At 66.9% G+C, this 18,152-nt stretch carries 17 protein-coding genes; 9 read left to right on the top strand and 8 right to left on the bottom strand.

The genetic code is table 11. From position 1 onward, the window contains the following. The first annotated feature begins 114 nt into the window (after nucleotides 1-114). The 3 genes from GFH49_RS35070 (at nucleotide 115) to GFH49_RS35060 (ending at nucleotide 4,440) form a co-directional block, all read left to right on the top strand. Nucleotides 115-2,598: an alpha-L-arabinofuranosidase family protein gene (locus GFH49_RS35070; RefSeq protein ID WP_155060099.1), complete on the top strand. Its 2,484-nt coding sequence runs from the start codon at nucleotides 115-117 to the stop codon at nucleotides 2,596-2,598. Between the two features lie 148 nt (nucleotides 2,599-2,746). Continuing rightward, nucleotides 2,747-3,964 carry a DUF6745 domain-containing protein gene (locus GFH49_RS35065; protein ID WP_155060098.1) on the top strand — a complete coding sequence of 406 codons (1,218 nt, stop codon included), beginning with the start codon at nucleotides 2,747-2,749 and terminating at the stop codon, nucleotides 3,962-3,964. Nucleotides 3,965-3,990: 26 nt separating this feature from the next. Then, nucleotides 3,991-4,440, top strand: a complete 450-nt coding sequence (locus GFH49_RS35060) for a DUF8820 family protein (protein ID WP_155060097.1) — start codon at nucleotides 3,991-3,993, stop codon at nucleotides 4,438-4,440. 313 nt (nucleotides 4,441-4,753) lie between these two features. On the opposite strand, the gene GFH49_RS35055 is transcribed toward GFH49_RS35060, so the two are convergent. Genes GFH49_RS35055 through GFH49_RS35035 form a run of 5 tightly spaced genes read right to left on the bottom strand, consistent with a single transcriptional unit; the run spans nucleotide 4,754 to nucleotide 8,487 of the window. Further along, complete coding sequence (locus GFH49_RS35055; protein ID WP_155060096.1) at nucleotides 4,754-5,722, bottom strand: S-4TM family putative pore-forming effector; 969 nt, start codon at nucleotides 5,720-5,722, stop codon at nucleotides 4,754-4,756. Then, nucleotides 5,719-6,585: a CBASS oligonucleotide cyclase gene (locus GFH49_RS35050; RefSeq protein ID WP_148833508.1), complete on the bottom strand. Its 867-nt coding sequence runs from the start codon at nucleotides 6,583-6,585 to the stop codon at nucleotides 5,719-5,721. The genes GFH49_RS35055 and GFH49_RS35050 overlap by 4 nt, the downstream gene beginning before the upstream one ends. A gap of 24 nt (nucleotides 6,586-6,609) precedes the next feature. After that, nucleotides 6,610-7,119 carry a hypothetical protein gene (locus GFH49_RS35045; RefSeq protein ID WP_155060095.1) on the bottom strand — a complete coding sequence of 170 codons (510 nt, stop codon included), beginning with the start codon at nucleotides 7,117-7,119 and terminating at the stop codon, nucleotides 6,610-6,612. After that, nucleotides 7,116-7,562: a CBASS system Cap8 protein gene (locus tag GFH49_RS35040; RefSeq protein WP_230396674.1), complete on the bottom strand. Its 447-nt coding sequence runs from the start codon at nucleotides 7,560-7,562 to the stop codon at nucleotides 7,116-7,118. The genes GFH49_RS35045 and GFH49_RS35040 overlap by 4 nt, the downstream gene beginning before the upstream one ends. 19 nt (nucleotides 7,563-7,581) lie before the next feature. Beyond that, nucleotides 7,582-8,487 (bottom strand): AAA family ATPase, encoded by a 906-nt coding sequence (locus GFH49_RS35035; protein WP_155060094.1) that lies wholly within the window; start codon nucleotides 8,485-8,487, stop codon nucleotides 7,582-7,584. A gap of 240 nt (nucleotides 8,488-8,727) precedes the next feature. Here GFH49_RS35035 and GFH49_RS35030 point away from each other — a divergent pair, with 240 nt between their 5' ends. Next, nucleotides 8,728-9,843, top strand: a complete 1,116-nt coding sequence (locus GFH49_RS35030) for an XRE family transcriptional regulator (protein ID WP_155060093.1) — start codon at nucleotides 8,728-8,730, stop codon at nucleotides 9,841-9,843. Between the two features lie 14 nt (nucleotides 9,844-9,857). On the opposite strand, the gene GFH49_RS35025 is transcribed toward GFH49_RS35030, so the two are convergent. The 3 genes from GFH49_RS35025 to GFH49_RS35015 all read right to left on the bottom strand — a co-directional run bounded on the left by GFH49_RS35025 (nucleotide 9,858) and on the right by GFH49_RS35015 (nucleotide 13,270). Next, nucleotides 9,858-10,745, bottom strand: a complete 888-nt coding sequence (locus tag GFH49_RS35025; RefSeq protein WP_148833519.1) for a hypothetical protein — start codon at nucleotides 10,743-10,745, stop codon at nucleotides 9,858-9,860. Nucleotides 10,746-10,753: 8 nt separating this feature from the next. Next, nucleotides 10,754-12,148, bottom strand: coding sequence for an AAA family ATPase (locus tag GFH49_RS35020; RefSeq protein ID WP_155060092.1), 1,395 nt, complete (start codon nucleotides 12,146-12,148; stop codon nucleotides 10,754-10,756). Nucleotides 12,149-12,298: 150 nt separating this feature from the next. Further along, on the bottom strand, nucleotides 12,299-13,270 hold the full coding sequence (locus GFH49_RS35015; RefSeq protein WP_155060091.1) for a hypothetical protein: 972 nt from the start codon (nucleotides 13,268-13,270) through the stop codon (nucleotides 12,299-12,301). A gap of 269 nt (nucleotides 13,271-13,539) precedes the next feature. Here GFH49_RS35015 and GFH49_RS35010 point away from each other — a divergent pair, with 269 nt between their 5' ends. From GFH49_RS35010 to tnpC, 5 genes are all read left to right on the top strand, one after another. After that, nucleotides 13,540-14,793: an IS256 family transposase gene (locus GFH49_RS35010; protein ID WP_155060090.1), complete on the top strand. Its 1,254-nt coding sequence runs from the start codon at nucleotides 13,540-13,542 to the stop codon at nucleotides 14,791-14,793. 83 nt (nucleotides 14,794-14,876) lie between these two features. Continuing rightward, nucleotides 14,877-15,218, top strand: coding sequence for an ArsR/SmtB family transcription factor (locus GFH49_RS35005; RefSeq protein WP_155060089.1), 342 nt, complete (start codon nucleotides 14,877-14,879; stop codon nucleotides 15,216-15,218). Nucleotides 15,219-15,221: 3 nt separating this feature from the next. Next, a complete protein-coding gene (locus GFH49_RS35000; RefSeq protein WP_155060088.1) occupies nucleotides 15,222-15,728 on the top strand; it encodes an SRPBCC family protein in 507 nt (168 codons plus the stop codon). After that, on the top strand, nucleotides 15,728-16,348 hold the full coding sequence (locus GFH49_RS34995) for a dihydrofolate reductase family protein (RefSeq protein WP_155060087.1): 621 nt from the start codon (nucleotides 15,728-15,730) through the stop codon (nucleotides 16,346-16,348). The genes GFH49_RS35000 and GFH49_RS34995 overlap by 1 nt, the downstream gene beginning before the upstream one ends. 319 nt (nucleotides 16,349-16,667) lie before the next feature. Beyond that, nucleotides 16,668-18,098 (top strand): IS66 family transposase, encoded by a 1,431-nt coding sequence (gene tnpC / locus GFH49_RS34990; RefSeq protein WP_155054304.1) that lies wholly within the window; start codon nucleotides 16,668-16,670, stop codon nucleotides 18,096-18,098. Nucleotides 18,099-18,152: the final 54 nt, after the last annotated feature.

Genomic DNA, 18,152 nt, shown 5'->3' with positions numbered 1-18,152 from the left:
CGTCCCATCCGCCTGTGCGTGACCCATTGACGTGCCCCGGTCACCTCCTTATCTTGCCGTTCGAAGTGCTGACCATAGCCCGATATTTCGAACAGCTAGAGCCGCGGAGTATCCATGTCACGCACCACCCGCACGCGCTGGAGACAGGGCCTCACCGCCACCGCCCTCCTGACGGCGGCCGTCGCCCTGCCCGCCCCCGCGCACGCCGAGGCCGTCGCCGACTACGCGATCACCGTCGACCCCGCCTCCCAGGGCGCGAAGATCGACGACACGATGTACGGCGTCTTCTTCGAGGACATCAACCGGGCCGCCGACGGCGGACTGTACGCCGAGCTGGTGCAGAACCGGTCCTTCGAGTACTCCACCGCCGACAACACCGCGTACACGCCCCTCACCTCATGGGCGGTCGCCGGGACGGCAGACGTCGTGAACGACGCCGGGCGCCTCAATGAGCGCAACCGCAACTACCTCTCCCTGGGCGCCGGTTCATCGGTCACGAACGCCGGATACAACACCGGCATCCATGTCGAGCAGGGCAAGAAGTACGACTTCTCCGTATGGGCCCGCGCCGACAGCGGCACCACGCTCAGCGTGACCCTGAAGGACGCGCCGGGCACACTCGCGACCACCCGCCAGGTCGCCGCGAAGGGCGGCTGGGCGAAGTACACGGCCACCTTCACCGCGACCCGCACCAGCAACCGCGGCCGGCTGACCGTCACCTCGTCGAGTGCCGCCGCGGTCGACGAGGTCTCCCTCTTCCCGCGCGACACCTACAAGCACCAGCCGAACGGCCTGCGCAAGGACCTCGCCGAGAGGATCGAGGCCCTGAACCCGGGCTTCGTGCGCTTCCCCGGCGGCTGTCTGGTCAACACCGGCTCCATGCAGGACTACAGCGAGGCCTCCGGCTGGCAGCGCAAGCGCTCGTACCAGTGGAAGGACACCATCGGCCCGGTCGAGGAACGCGCCACGAACGCCAACTTCTGGGGCTACAACCAGAGTTACGGCCTCGGCTACTACGAGTACTTCCGCTTCTCCGAGGACATCGGCGCGATGCCGCTGCCCGTCGTACCCGCCCTCGTCACCGGCTGCGGCCAGAACCGGGCCACCGACGACGAGGCGCTGCTCCAGCGGCACATCCAGGACACCCTGGACCTGATCGAGTTCGCCAACGGCCCTGTGACCAGCACCTGGGGCAAGAAGCGCGCCGAGATGGGCCACCCCGAGCCCTTCCACCTCACGCACCTCGCCGTCGGCAACGAGGAGAACCTGCCGAACGAATTCTTCGCCCGCTTCGAGAAGTTCCGGACCGCGATCGAGGCCGAGTACCCCGACATCACGGTGATCTCCAACTCCGGCCCGGACGACGCCGGAACGACCTTCGACACCGCCTGGCAGCTCAACCGCGAGGGCGACGTCGACATGGTCGACGAGCACTACTACAACAGCCCGCAGTGGTTCCTGCAGAACAACGAGCGCTACGACAGCTACGACCGCAGCGGTCCCAAGGTCTTCCTCGGCGAGTACGCCTCCCAGGGCAACACCTTCAACAACGCCCTCTCCGAAGCCGCGTACATGACCGGCCTGGAACGCAACGCCGACGTCGTCAAGCTCGCCTCCTACGCCCCGCTGCTCGCCAACGAGGATTATGTGCAGTGGCGCCCGGACATGATCTGGTTCAACAACCACGCCTCCTGGAACTCGGCCAACTACGAGGTCCAGAAGCTGTTCATGAACAACGTCGGCGACCGTGTCGTCCCGTCCACCGCCACCAGCACCCCGGACGTCAGCGGGCCGATCACCGGCGCCGTCGGCCTGTCGACCTGGGCGACCAGTGCGGCGTACGACGATGTCGAGGTCACCGGCGAGGACGGCTCGACGCTGTTCAGCGACGACTTCTCCGCAGACGCGTCGAAGTGGACGCAGGGCGGCACCGGCAGCTGGAGCGTCCAGGACGGGCAGTACGTCCAGACGGACGCCGTGGCCGAGAACACCATGGTCACGGCCGGCGACCCGGCCTGGCAGAACTACGACCTGCACGTGAAGGCCACCAAGCAGTCCGGCCGGGAGGGCTTCCTCGTCGCCTTCGGCGTCAAGGACACCGGCAACTACTACTGGTGGAATCTGGGCGGCTGGAACAACACCCAGTCCGCCGTCGAACAGGCCGTGGACGGCGGCAAGTCGACGCTGATCTCCAAGGCCGGGTCGATCGAGACGGGCCGCGCCTACGACATCGACATCAAGGTGCGGGGCCGTCAGGTGACCCTCTACCTGGACGGCCAGGAGTGGGGCAGCTTCACCGACGACAAGCCGGCCGAGCCGTTCCGCCAGGTCGTCACCGCGGACGCGAAGACCGGTGACCTGATCGTCAAGGTCGTCAACGCCCAGTCCACTCAGGCCCGTACGGCGATCGACCTCGGCACCGCCAAGGTCGCCTCGAAGGCCCGGGTGAGCACCCTGGCCGCCGAACCCGACGAGGTGAACACCGAGACGGACACGCCGGTGACCCCGGTGACGTCCACCTTCCAGGGGGTCGCCGAGAAGTTCACGTACACCTTCCCGGCGAACTCGGTCACCTTCCTGCGGATCAAGCAGCGGTGACGCGACGGGCGGCTCAGGCGACGCCGAAGTACGCCTGGGCCGCCCGCGCCCGCAATTGAGGGGCGCGCATAACTCGGTTGCGCCCCGGCGGCGCTGCTGTCACGATCCTCCGCATGATGAAGCGAAAGGCGGACCTCGAAGTCCTCCGGTGAGCCCCAGGACGGCACGTCCCCACTCCACCGCCGAGTGGGTCGCCCCGGCCCGCGCCCTGCGCGACGAATGGCTGCGGCACGGACTCACCACAGGCCCGTCCGACCGGGCCCGGGCCGAATCGGCCATCACCGACCTGTACCGCCTCCTCGGCGAGCCGCCACCCCGGTTCGTCTGGGCCCCGTCGCCCGTGGCGGGAGTCAGCGAGGTACGCGACGATCGGTGCAGTTTCCCATCGGCCGCGCTTCGCGCCTCCGCCACCAACCTGCGCAAGAGTCCCGTGCCCGCCCGGCTGGCCTGCCTGGCCGCGGATCTGCGCGAACGCATGGACGAACGGCTGAGGCGTGATCCATGGGCCTGGGGCAGGGGGTGGGACACCTCGCCCCGCCCGGGCGGACCCGGCCCCACACCGGAGGCGGCGCTGGCCGCGGGCGCGACCTGGGACGCCGTGCTCCGGGCCGCCGTGGACAGCCCGCTGACCACGAGCCTGCGCGACGCGGTCCGCGCTCCCCTGCGCACGGCGTTCCTGCCCGCCGACGCCTTCACCCTGACCTGGCACGGCCAGCACGAGGCGTACTGGATCGCGCCCTACGAGATCCGCGCCCGCCTCGGCCTCGTCCGCTACCTCGGCGCCGACGCCCACCAGCTCGGCCTCTGGGCCGACCTCGCCCGGTCCACCGGCTGGTGGTGGGCCGGTGACGGCGTGTGCGTGCTGGCGGAACGACCCGCCGAACTGCACACCGAGCGCCTCGGCGACCAGGGCGAGCGGCGACTCCACCGCGCCGACGGGCCTGCCGTACGGTTCGCCGACGGCACCCGCCTGCACGCGCTGCACGGCACGATCGTCCCGGAGTGGGCGATCACCGACCCGACCGTCGACCGCATCCACGCCGAGCACAACGTCGAGGTGCGGCGCAGCGCCATCGAGCGCATCGGCTGGCAGGCCTACGTCGACCAGGCCCGGCTGCGCCTCGTCGCCACCGCCACGGACCCCGGCAACCCCGGCTCCGGTCTGCACCTCTACGACGTACCACTCGACCTCTGGCGGCGCCCCGCGCGCCTGCTGCTCACCGTCAACGGCTCCGTCGAACCGGACGGCACCCGCCGCCGCTACGGCCTCGGTGTGCCCGACCGCTTCGACGACCCGGTCGCGGCGGCCGGCTGGACCTACGGACTGTCCGGCGAGCAGTACGCGCAACTCGTCCGCCGCACCTGACCCTCCGATTTCCCGAGGTGACGCACATGACCATGACCCTGTCCGAACTGACCGCCCGTACCGGCCTCGACGTCCTCGACCACCTCGAACGACAGGTCGCCGTCCCCGTCGTCGACGGCATCCAGGCCCAGGGAGACCTCATCGTCATCCCGTACGTGCTCGTGGCGGACGCCGTCCGAGTCCACTACCAGCGCTGGGACGACGTCCCGGCAGCCGGCATCGAACTGCTCCGCAGCGCCGGCGGCGGCAATCCGCACGCCCTGGTCGCCGACCCCGGCACCTGCCGCTGGACCACTTACGTCCTGGACGACGAGCGACTCGCCCTCGGCGTGATCGACGCGTCGGCGGTCGCCTACCTCCTCCACCCGGAGCACGGCGCCACCGGCATCGCCCCCGGCCGGTACGTCGTACGCCGCCAGCGCGAGCGGGTGACCGACCGATCGGCTGGGCAGGGCTACCGGATGATCGCCGACTGACACGGGCCCGGTCCCGCCACGCGCCGGCGGTCCACCCTTGGATCGCCGGCAGGAATCGCCCTTGCCGTGATCCCCTTGTGGATGCCGGGGACTCGTCCCGCTGATCACTGTGACCGAGATTTTTAGTTGGCACATCTCCGTCTGAGCTGTGCAGGTCAGGCCGGCTTGGAGAACTCTTGTTGGCACACCTTGAGCGAGATAGTTGGCACCTCAAGGGTGCGGATGCTTACTGTGCGTGAGCTCCGGGGTGAGACGGTCCCACGTTTAGGTGCGGCAGGTCGCTGGGCGGGTTTGGAGTAACCCGCCCAGCGACTTACGGGGGTGGGGGCGTGATTTGGGCGAGGCGGACGCGGTGGCCTTCTGCGGTGTCGCCGAAGTCGCGTTCGTCGTCGTCGCGGAAGCGTTTGTAGAACCACTCGGGTACTCGGGTGGTGTCCAGGCGGGTGCGGAGAACGCCGTCCTGCACATCCCGTGCAACGGTCCGAAGGCGGTGCCATTCGTCGTCGGGTACGGGGCCGGGGTGTCCGTTGTGTAGCTCAGTATTGACGACCTTGGTGAGTCGGTCGCGCTCGTCGGCCACCTTGCGTTGGCCGGACCAGATCTCGTAAGCGATCTGGTAGGCCGCCAGAGACGGGACGAAGAAGCTAAGGAGAGTGTCGCCCAGAGTGGCGTCCGCGACCACCAAACCCGCGACGAAGCCGATAGTGGCCCACAGCATCGCAAGCGTGGCGATGAGGTGGCTGTAGCGGCGGCGGAGGCGGGCGTCCCAGGCAAGGTTCTGTTCCTGGGCGATGAAAATGTCGTAGGGGTGGTGGACGTCGTGGGTGGGGTCGTACCAACCGTCGGTGATGCGCTTATCCTTCGCGCCACCTCGGGGGAGCTTGCGCGCGAGACGGCGGACGTCGGGTTCGGGGATGGGATCGCCTGCAACGGTGGAACGCCACGGCAAGTGGAACAGGGTGACGTCGAACATCTCCTGGAGCAGGGCGCCCTGCCGGGCTGTGCTCCCGGCGAGGCCCTTGAGCAGGAACGCGGAGACGACGAACCAGAAGAACCCGACGATCGAGACGGCTGTCCGGCCGTGGCCGATCAGCGTGATCAGGACACCGGCGGCGGCGAGCAGAACGGCGGCGGTGACGCGCACGGCCTCGAGGAGCTGGCCGCGTTGGTGGCTTGCTGACGCGGCGCGCTGGAGGAGCAGCATGCCGTCGTCGAGCTGCTGCTCGTGGATGGCCCGGGATGGGATCCCGTGGACGCCGCCGGGGTCGGTGGAGAGGTTCATGGCCTGGTCATCCTGTTCCCGAACAGCTTCTTCCACTCGTCGTAGGCAGCGCGCTCCTGGCCCTCGTCCTCCAGGTCGACTGCCTGCTCTGCGATGGCGCGGGCCTGGGTGAGTGCGTTGGCCGCGGCGAGCTTCTGAGTCGCGTTCATGACGGCGTTGACGTCACCGCCCAGGCCGGCGGGGTCAGGCCACTCGTCGCCGATGCGTTCGGCGGCGGTGGCCAGGAACAGCACGATCTCGTCCTGGTAGCGCCCGATCGGCGGTTTCACTAGCGACTGGGCCATGACCTCCAGCAGGAAGGAGGGCGACACGGGCTCGCCGAGTTCGCGGTTGATGCCCTTGACCATCTTGACGAAGGGTACGTACTTGCCGTCGCAGTCGGCGTTCTTGGCGATGCTCAGCTCGTGGTGGCGCTTGGGGTTGGTCGCGATCCAGTCGCCTGCCGAGGGATTGGGGATGTAGTAGCCGCCCTCGTCTCGCTTGAAGGCGGGGACTACGTCGATCGACATGACCTCGTCGTCGGGGCCGTAGGGGATGACGACGGCCATGCCGTCGCGGGCGGCAGCGCTCCACTTCTGACGGAGCAGCGTCTCCAGGGCGTTGATCACTTGGATGGGCGCCTGATTGAGGAAGCCGGCCTGGGAGCCGTCGGCGTCGAGGACCACGAAGATGTCGATGTCCTTGAGCTTCTTCGTCTTGGTGTCGCGCCGGTAGCTGCCGGTGAGGAAGTCGTCGGCGAGGTCCCAGTGCGACCGGACGAAATCGCGGATGGCCTCGTGCCGTGCCTTCGCCAGGTTCTGCTCGGTCTGGGTGATCTCCAGGTTGTGCTTGAGCTTGGTGAAGGCGTCGTCGATGTATCCCATAGCGGTGTGTCCCTGCTCGTGGTCTCAGGTGTGGTAATACCGCATGCCGGTCGAGGCGTGCGGGGCGGAGCCGAGGGTGCCGAAGGTGATGCCGCGCAGGCCGTCGGTGCTCGCCCGATGGCCGGGGCCCCAACCTGGTTGCGGGGTGCGGGGCCTGTTGAAGGTGCAGAACAGCCGGTAGGTGGTGCCCGCGGGCACCCGGTCGAACTTGGCCCGGAACCGGGCGGCTCGAGCACGAGAGGCGGTGAACTCGGCGTTGCCGTCGCCGGAAGTGGTGTAGGACACCGGGAACTCGATCACCGGTGCCACGGTGCCCGAGGGCTGGTGGCACTCGAGGACGACCGTGTCGAGGGATGCCTCCTCGATCCACGCCTTGATCGCGTTCTCGTTCTGCACCCAGTCGCGATGCAGCCGGTCCATGTTGATACCCAGGTCGGCGAGGATGTCGGTGATGGTGCCGAGGATGACGTCGGTCAGGTGCGTGGCGGTGTGGGTCCGGGTGTAGCTGTAGCTGTAGGTGTAGGTGGAGGTCATCGCTGAGTGACCGCCCGTCGCAGAGCCTCACGGTCGATCAGCAGACCGGAGTGGGCAGCCTTCGTCTCCGGGTCGGGCGGGACAGCGTCGGACAACCGGGCGTGACCGTCGGCGGCTGCCTTCACCTGCTCCTGGAGCGGGGCCGGGGACGGCAGGTGGATCGTGAAATCGTCGGCGCCCGCCGCGCCGGGGACGGGGTTGAGGTTCTCCTCCAACGTCAGCGCCGCCGTGCCGGACACCGTCGTGATCTCGCAGTGCACCTTGCCGGCCACCAGGATGATCGGGTGCTGCTGCAGGTGCCCTGCCGCGATCAGCATCCGCCCGACTGCCTCGGCGGCCGACATCGCCTGCACCGCCTCGTCGCGGGACAGTGCGGAGGACTGCGCCACGGTGTCCGCCACGAGGTCCGAGATCACCGCCCAGGTTCCGCTGGCGCTGCGCACGGGAGAAGCCGCCACCTGCCTAGTACGCCGCACGGGACACCTCCGGCTCACCCGTCTCCGCGACGGCGTTGCGCACCGCGGCGGCCAGGTCGTCTTCGGTGAGACTGCCGGGGTCCAGCACCGTGTCCAGCCGCTGAGCCAGGGCTTCAAAGACCACCTTGCGCGTACGGCGGCCGTCCAGCCCGCGAGCCGCCTCGGCGACGCGCTCCATCGCCGAGGAGCGCGCCAGCTCACCCAACGCCGGGTACTTGTCGGCCAGCGTCACCAGCGTGGAGGCCAGGATCTTCCGCAGTGCCTCCGGCTCGGGAAGCGGGACGAGGATGGCGGCGTCGGAGCGGGAGAGGAACGCCTCGTCCAGGGCGGTGGTGAAGTTGCTGGTCGCGACGAAGAACAGGTGCGGGTGCTCGGCGGCGTTGAGATCCAAGGCGGTGAGCACCGCGTCGGTGGCGCGGTGGACGTCGGCCGGGTTGGCGGCCAGCGATGCCGCCGAGCGGGCGACTGCCATCGACTCGACCTCGTCGAGGATCACCACGGTCGGCACGCCATCCGACGCGAGACCCGGTACGTACTCGCCGAGCAGCTCGCTGACCCGCTGCTGCGACTGCCCGTGCTCGGCGCTCATCAGCCCGTGCGGGTTGATCTCGATCCGCCGGACCGCGCCTCCGGCGACGTAGCGGGCGACCTGTGCCGGCAGACCCCGCGCCAGGGTCGTCTTGCCGGTGCCGGGAGGGCCGTAGAGCGTGCACAAGCCATGCAACGCCGTCACCGCAAACGGCAGGTCAGGCCGCACGAGCAGCGACAGCACAGTCTGGTTGCGCAAGCGCTCCTTGATCTCCTCCGGCACCACGATGGCGTCCCACAACGAGGCCTCCGCCGAGTCGGCGGTGATCACCTCGTCCGACAGCACGCACTCCTGAACCCGCATCCCCTCAACTCCGTCCCCCCACGCATGGTGGGTCACCTCAGATCTGAACATCATCTTCTCTGGTTTCGGTAGAGTACATGACGTGGCGGAGATGCAACTCGACACACTTCACTCGGGCGTGTTCGGTTGGAGCCGAGCGATTTGACCGACCGGTAACCAAGGTGTGCCTAAGATGCGGGCGGAGCATTCAAGATCGGGAATCGTCCGCTGATCGGCGGACGCGGCCGGGAGGCGAGCGACGTGAACGACCTGCGACTGGACCCTGGTGACATCGCAGCCCTGTTCGATCGCGCCCGGCTGCGAATGGCGCGCGAACTCCGGGGGCTCACCCAGGTGCAACTGGCCAGGGAAGTGGGCTCCGTCACCGCAGCCTCGATCAGCCAGTTCGAAAACGGACACACCAAGCCCGCTACATCGACGCTTCGCCGGCTTGCGGTCGCTTTGCGGGTACCGCTGTCGTTCTTCGCCGCGCCAGCCCGCCCCCCTGCTCAGGATCAGGTCAACGGGTTCTTTCGCAGCCTTCGATCGACCTCCCCTCGAGATCGCCAACAAGCGCTTGCGTACGTGCACCTCGCACGAGAACTCGCGCTTGAGCTCGAAAAATACGTCGCGCTTCCCGACCTCAATCTGCCGCGCATTCCAATCAACGAAGAGCATCCTCTTCAATCCGCCGACATCGAACAAGCGGCAGCACAGATCCGTGATCACTGGAATGTCCCACGCGGTCCCGTACGAAACGTCGTGCGCCTGATGGAAATGAACGGCGTTGCCGTCGTTCGCTTCCGTGTCAGCATTGAAAAAGTTGATGCATTCTGTGTCGACTTCCCTGACAGGCCTATTGTCGCTCTCGGGGCCGACAAGGGACTGCGTGACCGCTCCCGCTTCGATGCGGCCCATGAGCTAGGGCACCTGGTCTTGCATGGCCTCACCGGGAAAATCGGCGACAAGGTCACTGAGAGTCAGGCCCACGAGTTTGCTGCTGCGTTCCTCATGCCAGCTAACGACATCAGATCCGAACTTCCGGAACATCTCGATTGGCCCGTATTTCTTCGCTTGAAAGCGAAGTGGCACGTTTCTCTAGCAGCTCTCCTGGTTAGGGCAAAAACGCTCGGTGCTATGAGTGAACACACCTATGCGCAGGCATGGAAAGCCTTGTCCGTCCGGGGGTGGAGGAAAGTTGAGCCAGGCCCTCTTGGGAATCCAGAAGTTCCCGTACTCTTGCAACGAGCACTAGAACTCATGGAGACAACCGGGATCTCCTTCGCTGATTTCATCAATCGTTCCGGACTTCCGGAAGCCGACATTCGAACCCTGCTCAGTCGGGATATCAGCGAACGACCCCGTGTGGAATTCTGACCGGCCCCGCTCGGTTACTCGGTATGCGAGTTTTGGGAGGAGGTGAGGGCATCCTTCCAGACGGCTGCCCCTTCACTGTCGGCCCAACGCATGCAGCCACGGTAGATGCTCGTCTGCTCGAACGCGTCACGGCTAAGCGCGGCTCTGGCGGAGCGTTCGATGACATCGTGTCCCACTTTGGCTGCCCACCGCCGTTTCGCGACGAGTGAGAATGCCTTGGCCAGGTCGTGGCCGGAGCAGTACTGCTCCCTCTCCGTGACGCGTGCGAGTTCTGCCTGCAGAAGGGCGAGCAGCCCAGGATGGTCTTCGGGCTCCTTTCCTGCGCGTTTGCAGGCGAGCGTGATCAATGCGGTGAGGTCGATGCTGCCGACGTTGTTCCTTGCCACCTCGGTCAACGGGAAGTCCCGCAAATTCAGCGCGAGCCCGTCACGCTGAGACATGAAGCGCAGGAGCCCGACTGGGAGCGCCAGGTGGACACAGGCGGCGTTGATGTCCTCCTGGGTGCAGCCGTCGGCGCCGTGCCGAAAACTCAGGTCAGTGCAGAAGCTGGCCGCGAGTGCTTCGTATACGTGCGGGGCGAAGAAGATGCAAGCGTCCAAGTCGTAGAAGTCGGTGTAGATCACTGCGTGGTGGTCCATACCGTTGTCCAACAGCCCTACCCAGTCGCGGTCAAGGATGGCATAGACGGCTGCGAGTTGGTCGCTGTCGTGGACCCTCGCGATGGCTCCTTGGGCTCTTTGCTTGCCTAGCGCGGGAACTGTGGTGAAATTTTCGGCGTTTATGAAGCGGTCCAAGACTGCGCAGTCCGCAGAGCCTTCGACGAGTATGAAGGCGCGTGAGTCATTGGCCCGGAGCATGATCAGTTCAGCGTAGAGGTCGTTTGCATCGAGGTCGTCGAACACCTTGTCTGCTACTCCGCGTCCGGGCCGAGCACGACCATGCGATCCGCCCACTTTCCGGCAATCTGAGGGGAATGAGTGGCGACGATAGTCCGGAACCTCACCAGGGACGCGATCTTGCGGAGGTCCGTGATGAATCCCTTTTGCCAGGACACATGAAGGGAGATCTCCGGTTCATCGATTAGGACGAGAGCGCCCAAAGGCACATTGAACAGGAGGTCGTAGACCAGCACCAGTTCATGCTGCTCTCCGGAAGACAGGGAAGCTAGTTCGAGTTCCTGCCCGTCGTCGTCGCTGACCAGTCGGAAGCCGCGTTCGCGGTCGATCTCGAGGTGTTTGAACAGGAACCGGCTGTTGACGATTTCACGCAGTCGAGAAACTCGATCGAGAGTGTCCTGGAACGTCGCCAGTTTTGCTTCGGTGTCACGGAGATAGGTCCACAGCACCGCGCGCTGCCAGTCCTCCATGCGCTCGGGGATCTCGATCACGCTGGAACGTTCGTCATCGTCAACCAGCGAGATGTCACCGAGCTGGCGTCGTAGCTCGTTCTGGGCGTCGTAGCGTTCCCGAATCGCCTGCTCGCTCACGTCGACAGCGGGGTTCTCCAGAAGGCGCTGTGGGTAGGTTCGGTCCAGCTCCTGCGAAGTCCGTGAGTTCTCCGCCAGTTCTTTCGCCAGTCTGCGGGCCAGGTCCTGAGCGAACTCCTCGACTTTCATCAGTGTGGGACGCTGCCTCCGTCCTGGCCGATCCTCTGGCACCGACAGGCCAAGCAGCCGGTGGGTGTCGATGGAATGGACCACGATGCCCGTCAGGTACTCACGCATCTCTGCCGGCATGAGCTCGCTCAGCAGGTCCCTGAGCGCATCAGGGGGCTCGTCCCCCCACTGTGCCAGGAGGTCCAGGAGAGCGACCTCGTCGGTAGCGTGCATTAGCTGGTTTCGTAGCAACCTTTGGTTACGGGACAGCAGTTCAGCGCTGCCCGTTTCGAGGCGCATGAACGCGCGCCGGGCCTCCGCTCGCCCTACGGGGAGCTTGGGCGACCACGTGATGCGAACGGGGCCAGGTCCTTCGAGGAGGAAGGACAAGGATGCCGGAGCGGTCCGGGTTTCGTCGTCTGGAGAGGCTTGGTCCTCTTCGTGCATGCTCTCCGGCTCGGGCTTTTCGATAGAGAGCTGCGAGCCGTCGCTGAAGCACATCTGAAGAGTCTGAAACGGCACGCGTGCGATCTTGCCGAAGTCCACCGGCCACGACACCGCGCTGATGAGGTCGAGGAGCATTGTCTTGCCCACACCATTGGGCCCGTGGACGATCACGAACTCGTCGGTAGCCGGGAAGTTGACCGTATGCGTGAACCTGCCGAGCAGGCCAGTGACCTTCACTTGGGTGAGCGCACGAGCGCTGTCCATCAGTTGTCCATCCGGTGTCTCGTTCCCATTGCGGGCGAAGTGATCGTATCTCTGCTCCGTACCCCATGTTGGAGATCGCCGCCATCTGCGATGCGGTGATGACGGTGGGCGGGGCTGCGTACGGTGCTGTACGGGCTCTCGGGAGCAGAGCTACGGACATGGATGTCTACTGTGCGTTAGCGTCGGGACGTTGGGTGATCCGTTGACCTCATCCGCGAGGGTGGCCGTGGGCCCAGCACCGGCGTCGATTTCCCGTGCGAGTTGCTGTGCGTACTTGGCGAGGACGTAGCGTAGGTCCGCGTAGTGACGCAGTGGATCGGGGCGGGAGAACTGGAACCATGCGGTGTTCCGCCGCGCGGCCCACTGTTGCTGGATTTCGGTGGGTTGTGCGGCTTCGAGTGGGCGGGGAGCGAAGAGGTGCTCGCCTCGCGTGACCAGCGTCCAGATGAATACCGAGGCGTCCTGGCGCTTGCGGTCGTCGGTCCGGGTGCGGGTCTGGGTGCGAACGGACGGGAGTTCTTTGACCAGCGCTTCCCAGGAGTCGATGCTGAGCACCCACTCGTGGAGTGCTTGCCGTCTGTGCCAGTAGTCAACTGGTGGTTGACGTCGTGATTGCAGTTCTGAGGCGAGAGCACGAAGGGCTTTGTCGACCTCAAGAGGGTTGCATCGCGTCCATGCTGAGCGCCGGGTCTCGCGTCCGGTGAGTAGGTGTGTCTGGACTGGCGTGATCCCGAGGAACTCGGCGGCGTCATCGTAGGTTCCGCCCATGGTCCACTGGACGAGCCGGACGGCGGCGGCCCTGCGCACGGACTTGACTTCCGAGCCCGCGCAGCTGGCCAGGTAGCGCTGATACCAGTCGGGTTCCAGGAACGCCGGGATGTGCTCGGGCTGGTAGCCGCTGCGGAGTGGTCCTCGTGTGCCTCCGCGTCCGCCGCCGACCCGGGGGAACGTCCGAGTGACGGGTTCAGCGACCTGGCGGAGTCGCTCGGAGCAGCCGCTCTTGTGTCTGTCGTAGAGAACGGCCCATGGTGTTCGGCTTGAAGGGCTGCCGAAGGCAGCACGCGTGAGATTCGAGATGACGTCGGGCAGGTCGTCTCTCGAAAGCAGGCGGTCTGCGGCCATGAGCAAAGCTCCGCAGGTAATGGGGTCACGCGGCGGCGTGTCGCGGACTTGTTGGTTGTGCCTCCCGCCCGGACTGGCGTGCATTGTCTGCGAGTTGGAGTCGATTCGCTCAGCGGTGTTGGCATCGAGGAGGTCCAGGCTGTGAGGAGCAATGCTTAGGACTTGTGGATCAGTCCCGGGAGGGACGCGAAGGGCGTACCTTCCCGAATGATCCTGTGATGGTCACCGAGTAGGCCCGCGTTCGCAGCGCGGGTCGGGAAGGCACGCCCGTGCTCAGCGTAGTGAACGCCGACGGCTCCACCGAGTCCGGCTCCCTGATCGACGAGATTGTCCGCGAAGGCGCTCGGCGGATGCTTGCCGCCGCGCTGGAGGCCGAAGTCAACCAGTACATAGCCGAGTTGGCCGCCGAAACGGATGAGGCCGGGCGCCGCCTGGTGGTCCGCAACGGCCACCACCGACCCCGCACCGTGACCACCGCCGCAGGCCCGGTCGAGGTCACGGCCCCGCGCGTGAACGACAAGCGGGTGGACGCGGCCACCAGCGAGCGGATGCGGTTCTCCTCGAAGATCCTCCCGCCCTGGTGCCGCAAGTCACCCAAGGTCAGCGAGGTGCTGCCGCTGCTCTACCTGCACGGACTGTCCTCGGGGGACTTCGTGCCCGCGCTGGAGCAATTCCTCGGCTCGGCGGCCGGGCTGTCGCCGGCCACCGTGACCCGGCTGACGAAGCAGTGGACCGACGACCACGCCGCCTTCCAGCAGCGGGACCTCGCCGAGTCCGACTACGTGTACGTGTGGGCCGACGGGGTGCACCCCAAGGTCCGGCTCGGACAGGCGCACTCCTGCGTCCTGGTGCTGATGGGGGTGCGCCTGGACGGCACCAAGGAACTGATCGCGCTGGCGGAAGGGCTGCGTGAGTCGGCTGAGTCGTGGGCCGACCTGCTGCGTGACTGCCGCCGCCGGGGCATGCGGGATCCCGAGCTGATCGTCGGCGACGGCGCGATGGGCCTGTGGAAGGCGCTGGCCGAGGTGTTCCCCGCGGCTCGCCACCAGCGGTGCTGGGTCCACAAGGCGCGGAATGTCACGAACGCCCTGCCGAAGTCCGCACAGCCGGGCGCGACGAAGGCGATGCAGGAGATCTACAACGCCGAGGACCGCGCGCACGCCGAGAAGGCGATCGAGGCGTTTGCCAAGACCTACGGCGCCAAGTTCCCCAAGGCCGTCGCGAAGATCACCGACGACCGCGAGGAGCTGCTGGCCTTCTACGGCTTCCCCGCCGAGCACTGGATCCATCTGCGAACGACAAACCCCATCGAATCAACCTTCTCGACGGTCAAGCTCCGGACCAAGGTCACCCGCGGCGCCGGCAGCCCGGCCGCTGCCCTCGCGATGGTGTTCAAGCTCGTCGAGTCCGCTCAGGAACGCTGGCGGGCCATCACCGGTGCGCACCTCGTGGCCCTGGTCCGCTCCGGCGCCCGGTTCGAAAACGGCGTCCTGGTCGAGCGGAAGAAGGTCACTGCAGCCTGATCAGGCACGCAATCGACATCCGGCAAGCTCCGTTTGATTCCTCTCGGCTTGACGCATGCCGATATAGGCATATGATCGCTGCCATGGCACGAGCAGCGACGACATCGGACGTCTTCAACGCGATCGCCGAGCCGCAACGCCGGGACATCCTGGCGCTGCTGCGGGCGGGTGAGCGGCCGGTGACCGATCTGGCCCAGGAGCTGGGGATGAGCCAGCCGCGGGCGTCCAAACACCTGCGGGTGCTCCGGGAGGTCGGGCTGGTGCGGGACCGCAAGGCGGGCAAGCAGCGCCTCTACGGCCTGGACGCCCGCGGGCTGCGGCCGGTCCACGAGTGGACCGGCGGATTCGAGCGGTTCTGGAACGAGAGTTTCGACCGGCTGGACACCTACGTGCAAGACCTCAAGCAGACATGGCAGGAGGATTGACCGATGGCAGGGGCAAGGCAGGAAACGCGGGCGGAGCCGGCGACGGCCGACCGGGAGATCGTGATCTCCCGGCTCATCGACGCCCCGCGGGAGCTGGTGTTCGAGGCGTTCACCGAGGTCCGGCACCTGTCGCGGTGGTGGGGTCCGGAGGGGTTCACCACCACCACGCGGTCCTTCGAGTTCCGCGAGGGCGGGGAGTGGGACTTCGTGCTGCACGGGCCGGACGGGACCGACTACTCCGAGTGGATCCGCTGGCTGCGGATCGCCCCGCCGGAGCGGATCGAGCTGCTGCACGGTGAGTCCCGCGACGACCCGAACGCCTTCGAGTCGGTCCTGACCTTCGCGCAGGACGGCGCGGCGACCCGGATCGTGATGCGCACGGTGTTCCCCACCAAGGAACTGCGCGACGAGGCGGTCGAGAAGTACCACGCGATCGAGGGCGGCCGGCAGACCCTGAGCAACCTGGCGGCCTACGTCACCGACCTCGCGCGGAAGGGGGCAGAGGGCTGATGGCCGGGAAGGTGTTCTTCAGCGTGTCGATGTCGCTGGACGGGTTCATCGCGCCCGAGTCCCTCGGGGACTTGATGGGGCAGCAGTGGATGGAACTGCAGCAGTGGATTTTCCCGCAGCGGTTCTTCCGGGAGAACCTGAAGCTGGGCGAGGGCGGCGAGGAGGGGCGCGACAACGACATCGTGCGGGAGACGTTCGAGCGCACCGGCGCGAGCGTCATGGGCAAGCGCATGTTCGACGCCGGCGAGCAGATGTGGCCGGAGGAGGCACCGTTCCACACGCCGGTCATCGTCGTGACGCACGAGAAGCGTGACCCCTGGGAGCGGCCGGGCGGGACCACCTTCCACTTTGTCAACGACGGCATCGAGACCGCGCTCGACCAGGCCCGCGAGGGCGCCGGCGACCGCGACGTCCGCATCGCGGGCGGCGGCGCGACGATCCTGGAGTACGTGAACGCCGGCCTGGTCGACGAGTTCTCGATCGCGCTGTCGCCCGTGCTGTTCGGCTCCGGAATCCGCCTGTTCGAGGGCGTGGACGCGTCCAGGGTCGCGCTGGAGCCGGTCCGTTCGGAGCCGTCGTCGCAGGTGACGCACCTGACCTACGCCGTGCACCCACGGTAGCCGCGCCACCACTCCACCCCAGCGACCCGAGCACCCGCGGCGCACACGCTTGAATCAGCAGTCCACCACGGCCAACTGCGAATAGTCGCATTACCTGATCCACAACTATTGACTATTGCTCGGCTGTGAGGCTATGCCGTGTTGATCAGCGCAGTGGCCAGCCGGAGATCGGTGAAGTACTCGGACGCGTCCGTGGCTCGAGTGGGTGAATCCAGGCGGCCCCGGAGGGACTTCTGGAGTAAGCATTCAGCAGGTCGTGATCGGCTTCGCTGTCTGACGATGTGACAGGTTGCGGGTGGGTGCGGCAGGATCCGTGGTCATGTCGTCGGGGTGGGAGTCTGCGTCGCGTGAGGACCTCCTCACGGTGATCGGGCTGCTCCAGCGACAGAACGAGGAGCTGGCCGCGGCGAATGAGCGGTTGACGGCGCGGGTGGCAGAGCTGGAGCGGCGGCTTGGCCGGAACTCGGGGAACTCCTCGATGCCACCGTCCTCGGACACCTTCGGTCGGCCGGAGAAGAAGCCGGTACCGAAGAGCGGCCGCAAGCGGGGACGCCAGCCGGGTGCCGACGGATCTGGGCTGTGCATGGTCGCTGATCCCGATGTCACCGAGGACCACCTTCCAGCGGCCTGCACCGGGTGCGGCCGGGCGCTGGGCGAGGACGACAGCATCGGCTTCGAGCGCCGTCAGGTCCGTGACATCCCGCTGACCACGGTGAAGGTGACCGAGCACCGGGCCCATCGCTGCCGGTGCGCGTGCGGGACGGTGACCGCCTCGCCGATGCCCGGCCAGGTCGCCCGATCGCCCTCCTCCTATGGCCCCAACCTGCGTGCCCTGGCCGTCTACCTGCTGGTCTTCCAGCACATCCCCGTCGAGCGGACCACGATCCTGATCCGGGACGTGACCGGGGCCGAGGTCTCCACCGGCTGGGTCGCCTCTCTGCTCCCCGAGGCCGCCGGCCTGGTCGAGGACTGTCTGAACCTGATCCGTGCCCTGCTGATCATGGGACACGTGCTCCACGCGGATGAGACCACCACCCGCATCGGCACCACCCGGCGCTGGCTCCACGTGGCCTGCACCGACTTCCTCACCCTGCTCCACCTCGCCCCGCGCTCGCGCGCCGGAGCAGATGCCGGCAAGGTGCTCCCGCACTACCGGGGCGTCCTGGTCCACGACTCACTGTCCCTGTATGCCGGCTACGACTCCTGCACCCATCAGCTGTGCGGAGCCCACCTGATCCGCGAACTGACCGCCGCCGAAGAGGACTTTCCCGACCAGAAGTGGCACCAGCAGATCCGCTGGGCCCTGGCCGGACTGAACACCCAGGCCGTACGCGTCCGGAACCAGGAGACCGCCGAGATCACCCCCGGTGCGCTCCTGCTGCACTGCGAAGCGTTCCACCAGGGCATCAAGGTCGGGCTCAGTCTCCATCCCAAAGTGCCGGGCCGGAAGCAGAGCCCGGCCCACAACCTCCTGACCCGGCTTCGCGATCAGGCCCACGACGTCCTGCGCTTCGCCGACGATCCCCGGCACGTGCCGTTCACCAACAACTGCGGCGAACGGGCCCTGCGTCCGGTCAAGACCCAGCTGAAGATCTCCGGCTGCCATCAGTCCGACACGGGCGCGACGGCCTGGCTCGCCGTGCGCTCCTACCTCGACTCCGCCCGCAAGCACGGCCTGACCACCTTCGAGGCCATCCACCGCGCCTTCACCGGCAAACTCTGGATGCCACCCATCGCACAGACCACCTGACCAGCCACTCTCACCGACCGTCACCGATCAGGCCCATTCCTTCTGAATGCGTAC

It is taken from the genome of Streptomyces blattellae (assembly GCF_009709555.1).
GTDB classification, from domain to species: domain Bacteria; phylum Actinomycetota; class Actinomycetes; order Streptomycetales; family Streptomycetaceae; genus Streptomyces; species Streptomyces blattellae.
Note: the sequence above shows the minus strand (reverse complement) of the source record. Positions and strands in the feature narration are given on the sequence as shown.

Excerpts from the sequence above, each read along its gene's own strand:
- GFH49_RS35070 (WP_155060099.1), top strand. The coding sequence starts at position 115 with ATGTCACGCACCACCCGCACGCGCTGGAGACAGGGCCTCACCGCCACC.
- GFH49_RS35060 (WP_155060097.1), top strand. The coding sequence starts at position 3,991 with ATGACCATGACCCTGTCCGAACTGACCGCCCGTACCGGCCTCGACGTC.
- GFH49_RS35055 (WP_155060096.1), bottom strand. The coding sequence starts at position 5,722 with ATGAACCTCTCCACCGACCCCGGCGGCGTCCACGGGATCCCATCCCGG.
- GFH49_RS35050 (WP_148833508.1), bottom strand. The coding sequence starts at position 6,585 with ATGGGATACATCGACGACGCCTTCACCAAGCTCAAGCACAACCTGGAG.
- GFH49_RS35045 (WP_155060095.1), bottom strand. The coding sequence starts at position 7,119 with ATGACCTCCACCTACACCTACAGCTACAGCTACACCCGGACCCACACC.
- GFH49_RS35035 (WP_155060094.1), bottom strand. The coding sequence starts at position 8,487 with ATGCGGGTTCAGGAGTGCGTGCTGTCGGACGAGGTGATCACCGCCGAC.
- GFH49_RS35020 (WP_155060092.1), bottom strand. The coding sequence starts at position 12,148 with ATGGACAGCGCTCGTGCGCTCACCCAAGTGAAGGTCACTGGCCTGCTC.
- GFH49_RS35015 (WP_155060091.1), bottom strand. The coding sequence starts at position 13,270 with ATGGCCGCAGACCGCCTGCTTTCGAGAGACGACCTGCCCGACGTCATC.
- GFH49_RS35005 (WP_155060089.1), top strand. The coding sequence starts at position 14,877 with ATGGCACGAGCAGCGACGACATCGGACGTCTTCAACGCGATCGCCGAG.
- GFH49_RS35000 (WP_155060088.1), top strand. The coding sequence starts at position 15,222 with ATGGCAGGGGCAAGGCAGGAAACGCGGGCGGAGCCGGCGACGGCCGAC.
- GFH49_RS34995 (WP_155060087.1), top strand. The coding sequence starts at position 15,728 with ATGGCCGGGAAGGTGTTCTTCAGCGTGTCGATGTCGCTGGACGGGTTC.
- tnpC (WP_155054304.1), top strand. The coding sequence starts at position 16,668 with ATGTCGTCGGGGTGGGAGTCTGCGTCGCGTGAGGACCTCCTCACGGTG.